Genomic DNA, 13,971 nt, shown 5'->3' with positions numbered 1-13,971 from the left:
TTGCGGTCAGTGCCAGCGGCGGAAAATCAACGAGGTGTTGACGCCACCAAAAGCGAAATTGTTGTTCATCACGTAGTCGTGATGCATCTGGCGGAATTCGCCGCGCAGGTAATCGAGTTTGCCGCAGTGCGGATCGACCTCGTCGAGGTTGAGCGTGTGCACATACAGGTCGCGATTGAGCATTTCGATGCTGAACCACGACTCCAGCGCGCCGCAGGCCCCCAGTGTGTGGCCGAGGAAACTCTTCTGCGAGCTGATCGGCATGTGTTCGCCGAACAGGCTGCTGGTCGCCAGTGTTTCGGCAATGTCGCCCTGTTCTGTAGCGGTGCCATGACCATTGACGTAACCGATGGCGTCCGGCGTCAGCCCGGCGTCTTCCAGCGCCAGCTCCATGGCGCGGCGCATGGTGACCTGTTCCGGGCGCGTGGTGTGCTGGCCGTCGGCGTTGCTGCCGAAGCCGACGATCTCGGCGTGGATCCGCGCACCGCGAGCCAGCGCATGCTCCAGCTCTTCGAGCACCAGCATGCCGCCGCCTTCGCCGATCACCAGACCGTCGCGGCCCTTGTCGTACGGACGCGGACTGGTCTGTGGCGCATCGTTTTTCAGGCTGGTGGCGTAGAGCGCGTCGAAGACCATCGCTTCGGTCGGGCACAGCTCTTCGGCGCCGCCGGCGAGCATCAGCGGCAGCCGTCCGAACTTGATCGCCTCATACGCGTAGCCAATGCCCTGACTGCCGCTGGTGCAGGCGCTGGACGTCGGGATCAGGCGCCCGGTGAGGCCGAAGAAGATGCTGATGTTGGCCGCGGTGGTGTGCGGCATCATCCGCACGTAGGAGTTGGCGTTGAGGCCTTCGGCCACCGAGTTGAGCAGCATGTTGCCGAAGGCCTTGATCTCGTCGGTGCTGCCGGTGGACGAACCACAGGCCACGCCCATGCGCCCGTCCTTGATCGATTCATCGCCGAGCAGGCCGGCGTCGGCCAGTGCCTGTTCTGCCGCGCCTACGGCCAGACGCGAGACCCGGCCCATGCTGCGCAGTTGCTTGCGGGTCCAGTGCGCCGGGACGAGAAAATCATCGATCGGTCCGGCCAGACGGGTGTTGAGTTCGCTGAAACGGTCCCACTCGTGCATGCGGCGAATGCCGCTGCGGTTGGCCGCGAAGTTGCCGGCGATGGTCTGCCAGTCGCTGCCAAGCGAAGTGATGCCGGCCATGCCGGTGACGACGACGCGCTTCATCAGCACAAGCCTCCGTTGACCGCCAGGACCTGGCGGGTGATGTACGAGGCTTCCGCCGACATCAGGAAATTCACCGCAGCAGCGACCTCTTCCGGGGTGCCCATTCGTTGTGCGGGGATCATTTTCATCAGCTCTTCCACCGGCACGTTTTCATCCAGCATCGCTGTGTCGATCAGGCCCGGCGCGACGCAATTAACGGTGATTTTGCGCTTGCCCAGTTCGATCGCCAACGCCTTCGCAGCGCCGATCACTCCGGCCTTGGAGGCGCTGTAGTTGACCTGGCCCCGGTTGCCGATCAAACCCGACACCGAGGTGATGCAGACGATCCGACCAGCGGCGCGACGACGGATCATCGGCATCATCACCGGGTGCAGGACGTTGTAGAAACCGTCGAGGTTGGTGCGCAGCACCACGTCCCAATCGTCATCGCTCAACGCCGGAAAAGCGCCATCGCGGGTCAGGCCGGCGTTAAGCACCACGCCGTAATAAGCGCCGTGGGTTTCGACGTCAGCTTCAAGGATGGTTTTGCAGGCTTCGCGGTCGGCGACGTCGAATTGCAGGATGCGCGCGTGACGGCCCAGCGCTTCGATCTCGGCCTGCACCGCTTGCGCTTCGGCAACGCCGCTGCGGCAATGCAGGACGATGTCGTGCCCGGCCTGTGCCAGACGCAAGGCAATGGCGCGGCCGATACCACGGCTGGAGCCGGTGACCAGTACGGATTCAGTCATCGTTCGACTCCCTGGTTTGTTCAAGATATTGGCTGGGCTGCGGCGGGCGGAACACGTTCAAACGTGCGCTGGCCTCAATGCCGGGGGCGTTGATATGGCATTCGAAAACACCCATGCCGTTGTCGTCTTCCAGCGAACGGATGCCGTGGATGGTCAGTTCGCTGCCGGCCGGAAACGCTTCGACGTTGCACTCGAATTTACGTGTCCCGAGGAGGAAACCCAGCGCGACCGGGTTGCCCTTCTGCCGTGCGTGGCAACCGGCGAAGGCGGCTACGCTTTGCGCCATCAACTCGATGCCGACCCACGCCGGCAGGCTGCCGTCTGGCAGGTTGAACAAACCGTCGGGCTTGACGGTGAGGCGGGTGTGGATCTGCTCTTCGTCGAAGCTGAGGATGCGGTCGATCAGGATCATGTCGCCAGCGTGGGGCAGCAGTTCGGCGAGCGGCCAGTCATTCATGGAGCGTCTCCGATAATCAGGCTGACGTTGTTGCCGCCGAAGGCAAACGAATTGCTCATCAGGTAGCGGGGTGCAATGGACGACAGGCGTTCGCTCGCGGTCACCCACTTCAGCGCCGGCAAGTCGGGGTCGGGCTGGGCGTCCCAGACGTGGGGCGGCAAGGCTTGTTGCGGGTTGTCGGCGCTCAGGCTCAGCCAGCAGAACGCTGCTTCCAGCGCACCGGCCGCGCCGAGGGTGTGACCGGTCATCGGCTTGGTCGACGAGCAGGCCACGCCGTCGGGAAACAGTGTGGCGACTGCCAGACTTTCCATCGCATCGTTGTGCTGGGTCGCGGTGCCATGCAGGTTCAGGTAGCTGATGTGCGCCGCTTGCAACTGTGCGCGGCTCAAGGCTTTCTGCATGGCTTGCAGGGCGCCGCGACCGCTCGGTTCCGGCGCGGAAATATGGTGCGCGTCGGAGCTGGCGCCGCTGCCGAGCAGGGCAATGGCCGGGCCGTCGCTGCGCTGCTGGCTCATCAGAAACAGCACCGCCGCTTCGCCGATGTTGATGCCGTTACGGTTGGCCGAGAACGGATTGCAGCGCTGGTCGGACACCGCTTCCAGCGCGCTGAAACCGTTGAGCGTCAGTTTGCACAGGCTGTCGACCCCGCCGCACAGCACCGCATCGCACAGGCCCAGATCAAGCAGGCGCTGTGCGCTCATCAACGCCCGCGCACTGGACGTGCAGGCGGTGGAAATCACGTAGGCCGGGCCGCTGAGTTGCAGCCAATCGGCGAGAAAATTCGCCGGCGCGCCGAGTTCCTGTTGCCGATAGTCGTACTCGCCAGGGAACTGCTGCTCGCGAAGGTAGTGCGCCAGCCCGCGGCTGGCCTCGTCGATCCCCGAGGTGCTGGTGCCGAGCACCACGCCGATGCGCTCGCGACCATACGTCTGGATGGCCCGGTCGATGTCCTCGCGAATCTGCAGCGCGGCTTCCAGCAGCAGTTGATTGTTGCGGCTGCGCTGGTCGGCCAGTTCGGCCGGAACAGGCGCCAGCTCACCATGCACCGCCGCCACGGGCAATTCACGCTCGGCAACCCAGCCGGACTCGCGGCGCATGCCCGAGCAGTCACCGGCAAACAGGTTCTGCGCGACCTGTTGCTTGTCGCGGCCCAGCGCGCAGATCACGCCGAGGGCATTGAGGTAGGCAGTCATGGCGTCGGTTCACCGAGAGGAGAAACCCGATAGTGCGGGCCTTGGGGCAGATTCAATTGGAAACTCAACGGTTGTGCATAACGGATCGTCCAGCGCGGCGCCAGCGTGCGTTGCTCGCCCTGCTGCTGCGCGGTGGGGTAAGTGCGCGCCAGTTCGCCGGACGGGGTCAGGGCGAACAGCAGCGCGGCAAACAGCTCCCGGGCTTCGGCATTGGGCGGCAGCAGCCCGTCGGCCTGCCAGCGCCCGTCGATCAGTTGCTGACGGGCCTGGGGAATGCCCAGCGGATCCATCATCGACCAGCGGATGCCGGGGCCTTCGCGCTGGATCACCAACAGCCAGTCCTGACGCTGATCGGCCTGTTGGCGTTCGATGTGCAGTTGCAGCGGTAACGGCAGCGTCGGGTCGCTCGCGGGCAGCGGGGCCTGGCTGGCGCAGGCGCTTAACAGAAGCATCATGCTGACCACAAAAAGTCGCCACACCGCGGACACTGTGGGAGCGAGCCTGCTCGCGAAGACGCCGGCACATTCAACAAAGAGGCTGGCTGACCCATCGCTTTCGCGAGCAGGCTCGCTCCCACAGGTTAAGAGTTGCATCAGGAAACCTCTGCGAATGGCTTGCGGGCGACAACGTTCACCAACGTTTCCTCACGCTCGCCAAACGGCTTCGGCCGGCGCAATCCGAATCGCTCCAGCAGTCCGAAATCCTTCGACCGGCTCCACCACAAATACGGGTACGAAACATTGCGCTCGCCGAACTCGAAACCCTGTTGGCGAATCATTTCCAGGTACTGCGCCGCGCTCTTTTGCACCTGCATCGGATGGCGGAACAGCCAGCGGATCACCCAGGTATCAATGTAAGCCTCGGTGGACTCGGCGAACAGCAGATAACCACCCGGTTTGAGCACGCGGTAGAACTCGGCGAGGGCTTTTTCCTGCTCCACCAGATGGTGAAAGGTCTGGTGGCAGAACAGCAGGTCGACACTGGCATCGGCCACATTGAGCGTCGCGCAGTCGCTGCCGATCAGCTCGACGTCGAAGCCCTGCCGCGCCGCTTCTTCGGCGCTCAATTGCAGGCTGTGCGGGTCGGCGTCGACGCCGATCAGACGCTGCGGGGCGAAGGTCTGGCGCAGATGGCGGAACGATTTGCCCTGACCACAACCGGCATCCAGCAGCACCGGATTGGCCGGCAGCGACTCGCTGAACAACCCGCGCAAGTCGTTGATCGCCACGCGCAACACATGGTGCTGCCAGGTGTGGCTGCGCAGGAACCAGAAACCGAAACGGGTTTCCTCGACGTAGCTGTCGCTCAAGTAATTCATGGGGCGTCCTTTGCACAAAGTTCGGAAATCATCTTCAACCGGCGACGCGCTTCGCTGACGAACGGGTTGCGCTCATCCCAGGCGTAACCGGCGAGGATCGAGCAGATCATCCGGCGGATGTCTGCCTGGCTGTCTTGATAAAAAATCACATCCTGGAAGGTACCGGCGTACCAGCCCTCGACGTAGCAGCGGAAGGTGTCGACCCCGCGTTTGAGCGGCTCGGCGAACTCGTGCTGCCAATCGACGATTTCCCCCTGCAACTGCCGGTGCAGGACAGCGGCGGCCATGCTCGCCGAACGCATGGCGATGGTCACGCCGGAGGAGAACACCGGGTCGAGAAATTCCGCCGCGTTGCCAAGCAGGGCGAAGCCCGGGCCGTGCAGGGTTTTCACATTGGCCGCATAACCGCCGAGGGTGCGCGCCGGGGTGTCCCACACCGCGTTGTTCAATACAGCGGCGAGGCTCGGCGTTTCGCCGATGAAACCGCGCAGACAGGCATCCAGATCGCTGTCGCGCCCCTTGAAGTGCTCGGCATCAGCGACCACGCCCACCGAGCAGCGCCCGTTGCTGAACGGGATCGTCCAGAACCAGATGTCGCGGTGCTCGGGGTGGGTGGTGACGAGGATTTTCTCGCGGTCGAAGGCCGGATTGTCGATGTGATCTTCAACGTGGGTGAATACTGCCTGGCGCACCGGGAAATTCGACGGCGCTTCCAGTTCGAGCAAACGCGACAGCACCCGCCCGTAACCGCTGGCGTCGAGTACGAAATCCGCTTCGACGCGGTACTCGCTGCCGTCCTCGCGCAGCACGTCGAGCTGCGGTCTGGCCCGGTCGAAATCGACGCGGACGATGGCATCGCCGTAACGGAATTCGGCACCCTGCAATTCAGCCTGATCAGCCAGCAGCTTGTCGAAATCGGCGCGCAGCACCTGGAACGTGGTCGGCTTGCCTGCTGTGAAGGTGTCGCTGAAATCGAAGGCGCTGTAGCGCTCGCCCCAGGCGAACGCAGCACCGGTCTTGCGCTGGAAGCCGGCGGCGTTGACGGCGTCGAGCATGCCGGCCTCTTCGACGAAATCCAGGCAATGGCTGAGCAGGCTTTCACCAATGGAAAACCTCGGGAAATGCTGGCGCTCGATCACCAGCACATCGTGGCCCTGGCGCTTGAGCAAGGCGGCGGCGATGGCCCCGGAGGGGCCCGCGCCAATGATCACGACCTGACGGGATTCCATTTCAACGATTGGCACGTGAGCTCCCGGGCGCAGTGGCGCTGGTTTTCATAGGCGCGCGGTGCAGGCCGATCAGAGCCGGCAACAGCGTCGCGATCAGGCCCATCAGCATCAGCGCGAAGTACAGCGCCGGGCTGATGAGCTGTTGTTGCAGCAACAGGTTGAGAAAGACGATTTCGCTCAGCCCGCGAATGTTCAGCAGCACGCTTTCGCGCCAGCGGCTGGCGCCTTCGAACGATGCACCGGCCCAGCCCAGCCCGAGCCAGTTGCCGAGCAGTTTACTGGCAATCGGCAACAGCAGCAGCGCCGCCCATTGCACCACGCCAAGGCTGGCGAGGGCGCTGTGCACGTCGATCTGCACGATGCCGAAGGTCAGGATCAGCGGGATCGCGATCCACGTCTGCAAACGGCTCATCCACCGCGCCGGCAATGGCAGCACCAACGGCACTTTCAGCAAGGCCATGCACAGCAGATAACCGATGCCGAAAATCAGCGCGTTGAGTTTGTAGTGCTCGGCCAACACCAGCAGCGCAAAGAAGCCGAGGCTGTAGGTCAGCGGTCGGCGCACGCGCAACAGATGCAACAGCAGCGGCACGCAGGCCAGTCCCAGCGGCAGCAACAGACTGCTCAGATGCAGGCTGCCTTGAGCGAGGCCGAACAGGGTCCAGCAGGTCAGGTCGATGAGGATTGCGGTTTGTACCAGACGCCGGGTGGCGGCGGGCGGATAGTCGATGTGGCGCAGGTACAGGTACAGCACCGGGATCGCGGTGATCGCGAACACCAGACCGATTGCCAGCGAGTTCAGCCACGGTTGCGCCGGCAGCAGCCAGCAGGCGACGGCCAGACCGCAGGCGAATGGCACAACAAAACTCGGCACGGCGATTTTCACGCTCTGGCGATCCAGACGCAGGTCGATCACATCACTGAGAATGTGCCCGAGCAACAGCGCGAAACTCAGGCTGTAGAGGTCTTTCAACCACCCCGGCGCAATCAGTTCGGCGCCGCTGAGCTGCCAGTCCGGTTCGATCCAGAAATACACCAGCAGCGGCAAACCGAAGCTGGCCAGCAGCAACTGGCTGACGATCGGGATCAGGCCGAAGTGCCGACCGACACGGGTCGCCACGGCGAACAGCGCCAGGGCCATGAACCAGAAGCCGACGACGATCACGCTACCGGCTCCGCGACGCTGGTGCTGTGGGCGTGACGTCCGGCCCATGGTGCGAGAATGAAGCTGAAGGCCAGACCGAGGCTCACTGCCAGGCCAAAATTGCTCACCGCCGGCGTACTGGAAACGGCCAGCAGACCGAACGACAGCCAAGTCGTCAGCGCCGCCAGCAGGGTGCCCAGCAGACTCACCGCCGCACCGCCAACCTGTTCACGCATCAGGATCGCGTAATCGACGCTGATCGCCGTCACCAGCAGCAGGCCGAACAGGCTGAACAGGGTCAGCGGCTGGCCGAGCCATCCGAGGCTGGCCAGGCTGCACAGCGCCGCCAGCAGCGGCAGGGCGACGATGCGCAACGCGCCGCCGAAGCCGAACGGCACGATCAGCACCAGCACAATCAATACGCAGGAGGCGAGCTTCAGTTCGGCGGCGCTGATCTGGGTCGCGGCAAACACGTTGTTCAATTCACCGAGCCGATCGACCAGCATCACCCCCGGCAAGTCCAGCGCCTGCACCCGCAGCAGTGACGGATTGTTCAGGCCTTGCAGGCTGGTCATCGCCGCCACGCCGTCTTCAGTCGGGCCGAGCCACAGCGTGCGATAGGGTTCGCCCAAGGGCCCGGCCAGTGCCGCGTCGATGTCTTCGGCAGGCAGGCTCTGCAACTGTTGCAGTTCGGTTTGCAACGCCGCGAGCGGTACGCCGAGGTCGAGCAACGGCTGCCAGTGTTGCGGCAGGTTGCTCAGCGCTTCGCGAACCTGCTGTTGCTGGCTCGGCGGACTGAGCAGTTGGTCGAGGGCCAGATAGCCTTGCAGCTTGTCGAGGTTGACCAGTTGTTGCAGACGCTCGCTCAACGCGGCCTGACGCTCCAGTAATTCCTGCTGATTGGCGCCACGCACGAGAAAGAACTGGCTGGTCGGCTGATAACCGGTGATGCGCGCGATGGTCTGGGCTTCATCGGTCAGGCGTTGTGGCGCACCGACCCACTGGCGAATGTCATTCTTGCTTTGCAACTGCACCAGACCACCGGCGCAGAACGCGATCAACAGCGCCAGCAGCACCGGGGTGCGCACGTGTTCGAGCAGGTTTTCGCGCAGTTGCACCAAGCGCTCGGCCAGGCGTAGCGGCCATTGCGCCGGTTGCAGCTCAACGTTTTTCAACAGGGCCGGCAGCAGGCACACCGCCGACAGATACGCGCCGAGCAAGCCGGCAGCGGAGAACACCGCGATTTGCGTCAGCGCCGGAAAGGGCGTCCAGGCCAGCGCCAGATAACCGATGGCGCTGGTGATCAGGCTCAGCGTCAGCCCGGACAGGGTCAGGCGCAGCGCCGGCCAACTGCGCCACGGCTTGAGGCTCCAGCTTTTCGACAGATAGTGCAGCGGGTAATCCACCGCCACGCCGATCAGGCTGGAGCCGAGCACCAGCGTCATCACATGCATGTGGCCGAACACCGCGACGCAGGCCACCGCGCCGAACAGCATGCCCACCAGCACCGGCACGAACGCCAGCAGCACCCGCCAGCGGCGGAACGCCAACAGCAGCAACAGCAGAATACCGAGGGTGGCGCCGCCGCCGACCCAGGTCATTTCGCGGGTGGCTTGCTGCTGACCGTTGGCGGCGTACAGCAGACCGCTGGCGGCCAACAGTTGCACGTCGGCTTTCGCCGCTTGCTCGCGACTGTGCTGCAGCAGATCGGCGACTTTCAGCGGCAGGTTCATGTCGAAGGCATTGCCAGTGGTGCGCGCGCGCAGCAGCACCCAGCTTTTTCCGTCCGCATCGGCGACCAGTGCGCCGCTGCCGATGTCCAGTTGCACCGCGCCGTGTTTCGGCTGGCTGTTCTGAATGCGTCCGGTCAGGCCCAGCCAGTCGTCCTGGCTCGGTACCAAGGTGAAACCGTTGAACGGGTCGAACAGTGCCTGCACCCGTTGCTGAATGAACGCATCGGGATGCTCGGTCAGCAGTTGCCGGTCATCCGCCGAGAGCATCGCCAGCCGCCCTTGCAGCAGTTGCGTGCGCAGCGCCGGGAGGTCTGCCTGCAGATTCCACTGGACCTTTTCGAACAGACCGCTGGCCTGCCATTGCTCGCCGAGGGTCTGCGCCATGGCCAGAGCTTGCTGGCGATCGGCGTGCCCGACCAACACCAGCATTTCCCGATTGAGCGGCTCCTGCATGCGCTGTTCGGCGCGCAGTTCGAGGGCGTCAGGGTTGGTTCCGGGCACCAGTTCCATGAGGTTGGCCGACAGCGGCGCACCGTCGCGCCACTGCCACCCGGCCAGCGCGATGACCGCCAGCAGCAGGATCAGGAACAGCCACGGCAGCCTGCGTTCACTCGGCAAAGTCATGTTGCTCCGCTTCGCTCAACGGCTGGTTTGCAATGCTGTCCTGCATGCGCAGCACGGTGCTGTCGCCCTGGGTTTCCAGCAGTTCGATGGTCTGTACCAGCTCACCACCGTTGATATTGATCTGATTGAACACTTGCTTGAGCAGCACCGAGCGCGGGGTCAGGGTGAGCTTCCACTGCTGTGCATCGCCGCTCAGGGCCAGCTCGAAATCCCGCTGCAAGCCGCTGCTGTCACCTTGCAGCACGGCGAGGAACAAGCGGTTCTGTTCGGCCCCGGCGCTCTTGTTCGGCAGCAGTTGCCAAGCGTTGCCATCGCGTCGCGCGATGCCTTTGGCGGTGATGCGGTAATCCTGTTGCAACGGGGTCTTGAGCAGCCAGAGCAGGCCGTGATTTTTTGCCAGCACGAAGTTGCCCTTGCTGATCAGCGGCTGGGGCAGGGCGCGCAGGTGTTTTTCCTGAATGAACTGGCCGTGGATCACTTCCGGTTTCGCCAGTTGCTCGCTGAGCTGTTGCAGGTCGAAGGCGTTGGCCAGCATCGACACGGCGAGCAGCGCCAGCGCGCCAAGGCCTTTGCAGAACAGGTTCATCGCAGCATCCTTTGCACCGCATCGGTGAACACTTTGGGGGAAGCCAGTTGCATCTCGCGGCTGCTGATCTCGACCGCTACCTGCACCGAGCTGGCGCGGGTCAGGCGTTCGCCGGTCTGCAAGTCGGTGATCAGATAATTGATCTTCAAGCGGTTCTCCCACTCCACCAGACTGGCGCGTACGTTCAGGCGCTGGCCGAACACCGCGCCGCGCACATAACGCAGTTGCAGGTCGATGATCGGCCACGCGTAACCGGACTCGGACATCTGCGTGTAGTTGTGGCCGATCTGGTCGAGCAGCGCGCAGCGCGCCACTTCCAGGTATTTGACGTAATGCCCGTGCCAGACCACATGCATAGTGTCGACGTCAAAGAACGGCACGAGGATTTCCGTGTCGGCGTGCAGCACTCCGGCGCTACGCATGCAGCCTCCAGTGTTGCTCGGCGATGCGTTGCAGGCACAGGCGCAGTTCGCCCTCGAGTGCACGGTCTTCGATCACCGGCGGGAAGTCCTTGGCCAGCTCTTCGTGCATGGCGGCCAGCGAAGGTGGCAGCGCACGCGCGTCTTCATCGCGACCGCGCAACCACACGCCTTGATTGGCCGCGAGCAACGTGGCGGCGGCGACCTGTTCGGTCAGCTCCAGCACGCGGATCGCGTCACGGGCGGCGATGGTGCCCATGCTCACCTTGTCCTGGTTGTGGCACTCGGTGGAGCGTGAGAACACGCTAGCCGGCATCGTGTTTTTCAGCGCTTCGGCGGTCCAGGCACTGGTGCCGATCTGCACGGCTTTGAAGCCGTGGTTGATCATGGCGCGCTCCGCCGGAGCGCCGGACAGGTTGCTCGGCAAACCGTGGTTGTAGCGCTCGTCGACCAGCAGCGCGAGCTGCCGGTCGAGCAGGTCGGCGACGTTGGCCACCAGATTTTTCAGGCTGTCCATGGCGAACGCGATGTGCCCGCCGTAGAAGTGCCCGCCGTGCAGCACGCGTTCGGCTTCGGCGTCGATGATCGGGTTGTCGTTGGCGCTGTTGAGTTCGGTCTCGATGAACGAGCGCAGCCAGTTCAGGCTGTCGGCCAGCACCCCGAGCACGTGCGGGGCGCAGCGCAGCGAGTAGCGATCCTGCAGGCGATGCAGCGGCGCGGTCGGCGCGTCGATCGCCAGATCCTTGCGCAGCCACGCGGCGACTTGCATCTGTCCCGGATGCGGCTTGGCGGCGAACAGACGCTCGTCGAAGTGTTCCGGATTGCCTTGCAGCGCGACCACGTTGAGCGCGGTGATGCGCGTGGCCAGTTGCAGCAGATAGTCGGCGCGGGCGAAGGCGAGGCAGGCCAGACCGGTCATCACCGCAGTGCCGTTCATCAACGCCAGCGCTTCTTTCGGGCGCAGCACCAGCGGCGTCCAGCCGAGTTCACGATGCACGTCGGCCGCCTGGCGATGCTCGCCACGGAACCACACTTCGCGCTCGCCGGACAGGGTCGCGGCGACGTAGGACAGCGGCGTCAGATCACCGCTGGCGCCGACCGAACCTTCTTCGGGGATCAGCGGCAGAATGTCGTGCTCAAGGAAGGCGTGCAGGCGCTCCAGCAGTTCGATGCGCACCCCGGACACGCCGTGGCACAGCGACTGCAAGCGCGCGGCCAGCACGGCGCGGGTGGCCTGGGCGTCGAGCAGCTTGCCCAGCCCGCAACCGTGGAAGGTGTAGAGATGACGCGGCAGTGCCTCGACGTGATGCAGCGGCACCGCGACCACGCAGGAATCGCCGTAACCGGTGGTCACGCCGTAGATCACGCCTTCCTTGTCCAGCAGCGAATCGAGAAAACGCGCGCCCTTGGCGATGCGCTCACGGTAGTCGGCGTCACTCTGCAACTGCACGGGCGCCTGACGGTTGGCCAGGGCCAGCACGTCTTCGATGCGCAAAGGGCGTTCGCCGAAGGTTACCGGCTCATGGGTTGGCGTCGTCATCGGTCTTCCAGAAAGGGTAAAAGTTGAACCATTGGTGCGGGGCTTCGAGGCAATAGTGACTCAAGCGCTGCGCATAGCGGGTGGCCCACTGATGAATGACCTGCTCGCGCTCGCGGCGCGTCCAGGTCACGCTGTCGGCAAACGGTTCGAGGGTCAGGCGATAGTGACCGTCCGGTTGTTTCAGGCACATCAGCAGATTGACCGGGCATTTGAGCAAACCGGCCAGCAACCACGGGCCTTGCGGAAACGCTGCCGGGTGGCCGAGAAAATCCACGCTGACGCTGCGCCCGCCATGCAACGGCACGCGGTCGCCGGCAATCGCCAGCCATTCGCCGCGCTCCAGGCGTTCGTGCAGTTGCAGCATGATCACCGGATCCAGTTCGCTGACCTGAATCAGGCGCAGATTGGTCGCCCCGGCCTCGCCCAGCAAGCGGTTGAACTGCTCGGCGTGCTTGGTGTGCACCAGCACATTCATGGTGACCTTTTCGCCGATCTCCGCCAGCGCCCGGCATACCTCAAGGTTGCCCAGGTGCGCGCCGACCAGCAGTTGCCCGCGACTGCCGCGCAACTGATTGCGCAGCAGTGCCGGGTCGATGATTTCGATCTGCTCGATGCGCAGCTTACCGTTCCACACGTCGAGCTTGTCGAGCAGCGAATCGGCGAACGCCATGAACTGGCGGAACACCCGCCAGTAACTCGGTCGCAATTCGGCACGCTGGCTCCAGTCGGCCAACCGTTGCTGGTATTGCCAGGCACTGTTGCGCGCGGTACGGCCGAACAGGAAGAAGTACAGGACGATGCCGTACAGCAGCGGACTGAGCAGACGCCGGCCAAGCACCTTGGCGGCGAACGCGGTGAATTTCATCAGCAGGAAGCTGCCGCGTTCTTCACGGTCGGCCCAGTGCTTCTTGTCGGTCTCGACGCTCATGTGCGCCACCGGCGCCAGAGGATCAGCGGCAGGCGCAGCAGCATGCCGAAGAATAACCGGGTGTGCATGCTGGAAATCAGCGCGTTGTCGTGCAGCAGACGGAAGTGCGAGACGCCGTCCAGCGGGTAATGCACGCTGGTCTGCAGCCAGCGCATCGGCTGATTGCGCCACGACAGGCGCACGAGGATGTCGGAGTCGAAATCCATGCGCTTGCCGACCCGCGCCGAGTCGATCACCGCCAGCGTCGGAGCCAGCGGGTAGACGCGAAAGCCGCACATCGAATCGCGGATCTGCAGCGACAGCGTGTTGATCCAGACCATCACATGAGTCAGATAACGCGCGTACAAGCGGCCCTTGGGCACGCTCTCGTCGAACAGCGGATAACCGCAGATCATGGCGTCCGGATGGGCGCGGGATTCCTCGACGAAACGCGCGACGTCGTGCAGGTCGTGCTGGCCGTCGGCGTCCACTTGCAGGGCGTGGGTGAAGCCCAGACGCGCCGCTTCGCGCAGGCCGGTCATCACCGCGCCGCCCTTGCCCTGATTGAGGGTCAGGCGCACCAGATGCACGTTATCGCGCTCGGCCAGCGCATCCAGCACGCGCGCGCAGGACGGGGTGCTGGCGTCGTCCACCAGAATGCACGACAGGTCTTGGGCGAGCAGCGCGTCGACCACGGTGCCGATCGCGGTTTCATGGTTGTAGACCGGAATCACGGCGCAAGGCTTATGCATTGAACACATCCCCACTGTGGCGAGGGAGCTTGCTCCCGCTCGAGTGCACAGCACTCGCTCGCAGTTTTGCGTGAACCGGGTTTGGGGCCGCTGCGCAGTCCAGCGGGA

14 protein-coding genes are annotated in these 13,971 nt (G+C 64.1%); all 14 read right to left on the bottom strand.

Features of this window, described 5'->3' with window-relative positions:
- Positions 1 to 6: 6 nt before the first annotated feature.
- The 14 genes from ACM6HV_RS12170 to ACM6HV_RS12105 are packed head-to-tail and all read right to left on the bottom strand — an operon-like array spanning position 7 to position 13,863.
- Positions 7 to 1,233, bottom strand: a complete 1,227-nt coding sequence (locus ACM6HV_RS12170; protein WP_095667740.1) for a beta-ketoacyl-ACP synthase — start codon at positions 1,231 to 1,233, stop codon at positions 7 to 9.
- Positions 1,233 to 1,961 (bottom strand): 3-oxoacyl-ACP reductase FabG, encoded by a 729-nt coding sequence (fabG, locus tag ACM6HV_RS12165; RefSeq protein ID WP_108181455.1) that lies wholly within the window; start codon positions 1,959 to 1,961, stop codon positions 1,233 to 1,235. Before fabG ends, ACM6HV_RS12170 begins: the two co-directional genes overlap by 1 nt.
- A complete protein-coding gene (locus tag ACM6HV_RS12160) occupies positions 1,954 to 2,418 on the bottom strand; it encodes a hotdog family protein (RefSeq protein WP_041074889.1) in 465 nt (154 codons plus the stop codon). Before ACM6HV_RS12160 ends, fabG begins: the two co-directional genes overlap by 8 nt.
- A complete protein-coding gene (locus tag ACM6HV_RS12155) occupies positions 2,415 to 3,611 on the bottom strand; it encodes a beta-ketoacyl-[acyl-carrier-protein] synthase family protein (RefSeq protein ID WP_414904294.1) in 1,197 nt (398 codons plus the stop codon). Before ACM6HV_RS12155 ends, ACM6HV_RS12160 begins: the two co-directional genes overlap by 4 nt.
- Positions 3,608 to 4,204 (bottom strand): hypothetical protein, encoded by a 597-nt coding sequence (locus tag ACM6HV_RS12150; RefSeq protein ID WP_414904293.1) that lies wholly within the window; start codon positions 4,202 to 4,204, stop codon positions 3,608 to 3,610. The genes ACM6HV_RS12155 and ACM6HV_RS12150 overlap by 4 nt, the downstream gene beginning before the upstream one ends.
- The gene (locus tag ACM6HV_RS12145) at positions 4,204 to 4,929 is read right to left on the bottom strand and encodes a class I SAM-dependent methyltransferase (RefSeq protein WP_414904292.1); all 726 of its coding nucleotides are present in this window, start codon (positions 4,927 to 4,929) and stop codon (positions 4,204 to 4,206) included. The genes ACM6HV_RS12150 and ACM6HV_RS12145 overlap by 1 nt, the downstream gene beginning before the upstream one ends.
- Positions 4,926 to 6,173 carry an NAD(P)/FAD-dependent oxidoreductase gene (locus tag ACM6HV_RS12140; protein WP_414904291.1) on the bottom strand — a complete coding sequence of 416 codons (1,248 nt, stop codon included), beginning with the start codon at positions 6,171 to 6,173 and terminating at the stop codon, positions 4,926 to 4,928. Before ACM6HV_RS12140 ends, ACM6HV_RS12145 begins: the two co-directional genes overlap by 4 nt.
- Positions 6,160 to 7,323 carry a sodium:proton antiporter gene (locus ACM6HV_RS12135; RefSeq protein ID WP_414904290.1) on the bottom strand — a complete coding sequence of 388 codons (1,164 nt, stop codon included), beginning with the start codon at positions 7,321 to 7,323 and terminating at the stop codon, positions 6,160 to 6,162. Before ACM6HV_RS12135 ends, ACM6HV_RS12140 begins: the two co-directional genes overlap by 14 nt.
- Entirely contained in the window at positions 7,320 to 9,659 is a 2,340-nt protein-coding gene (locus tag ACM6HV_RS12130) for an MMPL family transporter (protein WP_414904289.1), read from the bottom strand. Before ACM6HV_RS12130 ends, ACM6HV_RS12135 begins: the two co-directional genes overlap by 4 nt.
- Positions 9,643 to 10,245, bottom strand: coding sequence for an outer membrane lipoprotein carrier protein LolA (locus tag ACM6HV_RS12125; protein WP_414904288.1), 603 nt, complete (start codon positions 10,243 to 10,245; stop codon positions 9,643 to 9,645). The genes ACM6HV_RS12130 and ACM6HV_RS12125 overlap by 17 nt, the downstream gene beginning before the upstream one ends.
- On the bottom strand, positions 10,242 to 10,667 hold the full coding sequence (locus tag ACM6HV_RS12120; protein WP_047290910.1) for an acyl-CoA thioesterase: 426 nt from the start codon (positions 10,665 to 10,667) through the stop codon (positions 10,242 to 10,244). The genes ACM6HV_RS12125 and ACM6HV_RS12120 overlap by 4 nt, the downstream gene beginning before the upstream one ends.
- Positions 10,660 to 12,204 carry an HAL/PAL/TAL family ammonia-lyase gene (locus ACM6HV_RS12115; RefSeq protein WP_414904287.1) on the bottom strand — a complete coding sequence of 515 codons (1,545 nt, stop codon included), beginning with the start codon at positions 12,202 to 12,204 and terminating at the stop codon, positions 10,660 to 10,662. The genes ACM6HV_RS12120 and ACM6HV_RS12115 overlap by 8 nt, the downstream gene beginning before the upstream one ends.
- Complete coding sequence (locus ACM6HV_RS12110) at positions 12,185 to 13,132, bottom strand: glycosyl transferase (RefSeq protein ID WP_166495971.1); 948 nt, start codon at positions 13,130 to 13,132, stop codon at positions 12,185 to 12,187. Before ACM6HV_RS12110 ends, ACM6HV_RS12115 begins: the two co-directional genes overlap by 20 nt.
- Entirely contained in the window at positions 13,129 to 13,863 is a 735-nt protein-coding gene (locus tag ACM6HV_RS12105) for a glycosyltransferase family 2 protein (protein WP_414904286.1), read from the bottom strand. Before ACM6HV_RS12105 ends, ACM6HV_RS12110 begins: the two co-directional genes overlap by 4 nt.
- Positions 13,864 to 13,971: the final 108 nt, after the last annotated feature.

The organism is Pseudomonas sp. IT-P260 (assembly GCF_949768395.1).
GTDB lineage: Bacteria > Pseudomonadota > Gammaproteobacteria > Pseudomonadales > Pseudomonadaceae > Aquipseudomonas > Aquipseudomonas parakoreensis.
Note: the sequence above shows the minus strand (reverse complement) of the source record. Positions and strands in the feature narration are given on the sequence as shown.

Excerpts from the sequence above, each read along its gene's own strand:
- ACM6HV_RS12120 (WP_047290910.1), bottom strand. The coding sequence starts at position 10,667 with ATGCGTAGCGCCGGAGTGCTGCACGCCGACACGGAAATCCTCGTGCCG.
- ACM6HV_RS12145 (WP_414904292.1), bottom strand. The coding sequence starts at position 4,929 with ATGAATTACTTGAGCGACAGCTACGTCGAGGAAACCCGTTTCGGTTTC.
- ACM6HV_RS12160 (WP_041074889.1), bottom strand. The coding sequence starts at position 2,418 with ATGAATGACTGGCCGCTCGCCGAACTGCTGCCCCACGCTGGCGACATG.
- ACM6HV_RS12155 (WP_414904294.1), bottom strand. The coding sequence starts at position 3,611 with ATGACTGCCTACCTCAATGCCCTCGGCGTGATCTGCGCGCTGGGCCGC.
- ACM6HV_RS12130 (WP_414904289.1), bottom strand. The coding sequence starts at position 9,659 with ATGACTTTGCCGAGTGAACGCAGGCTGCCGTGGCTGTTCCTGATCCTG.
- ACM6HV_RS12105 (WP_414904286.1), bottom strand. The coding sequence starts at position 13,863 with ATGCATAAGCCTTGCGCCGTGATTCCGGTCTACAACCATGAAACCGCG.
- ACM6HV_RS12150 (WP_414904293.1), bottom strand. The coding sequence starts at position 4,204 with ATGCAACTCTTAACCTGTGGGAGCGAGCCTGCTCGCGAAAGCGATGGG.
- fabG (WP_108181455.1), bottom strand. The coding sequence starts at position 1,961 with ATGACTGAATCCGTACTGGTCACCGGCTCCAGCCGTGGTATCGGCCGC.
- ACM6HV_RS12125 (WP_414904288.1), bottom strand. The coding sequence starts at position 10,245 with ATGAACCTGTTCTGCAAAGGCCTTGGCGCGCTGGCGCTGCTCGCCGTG.
- ACM6HV_RS12170 (WP_095667740.1), bottom strand. The coding sequence starts at position 1,233 with ATGAAGCGCGTCGTCGTCACCGGCATGGCCGGCATCACTTCGCTTGGC.
- ACM6HV_RS12115 (WP_414904287.1), bottom strand. The coding sequence starts at position 12,204 with ATGACGACGCCAACCCATGAGCCGGTAACCTTCGGCGAACGCCCTTTG.
- ACM6HV_RS12110 (WP_166495971.1), bottom strand. The coding sequence starts at position 13,132 with ATGAGCGTCGAGACCGACAAGAAGCACTGGGCCGACCGTGAAGAACGC.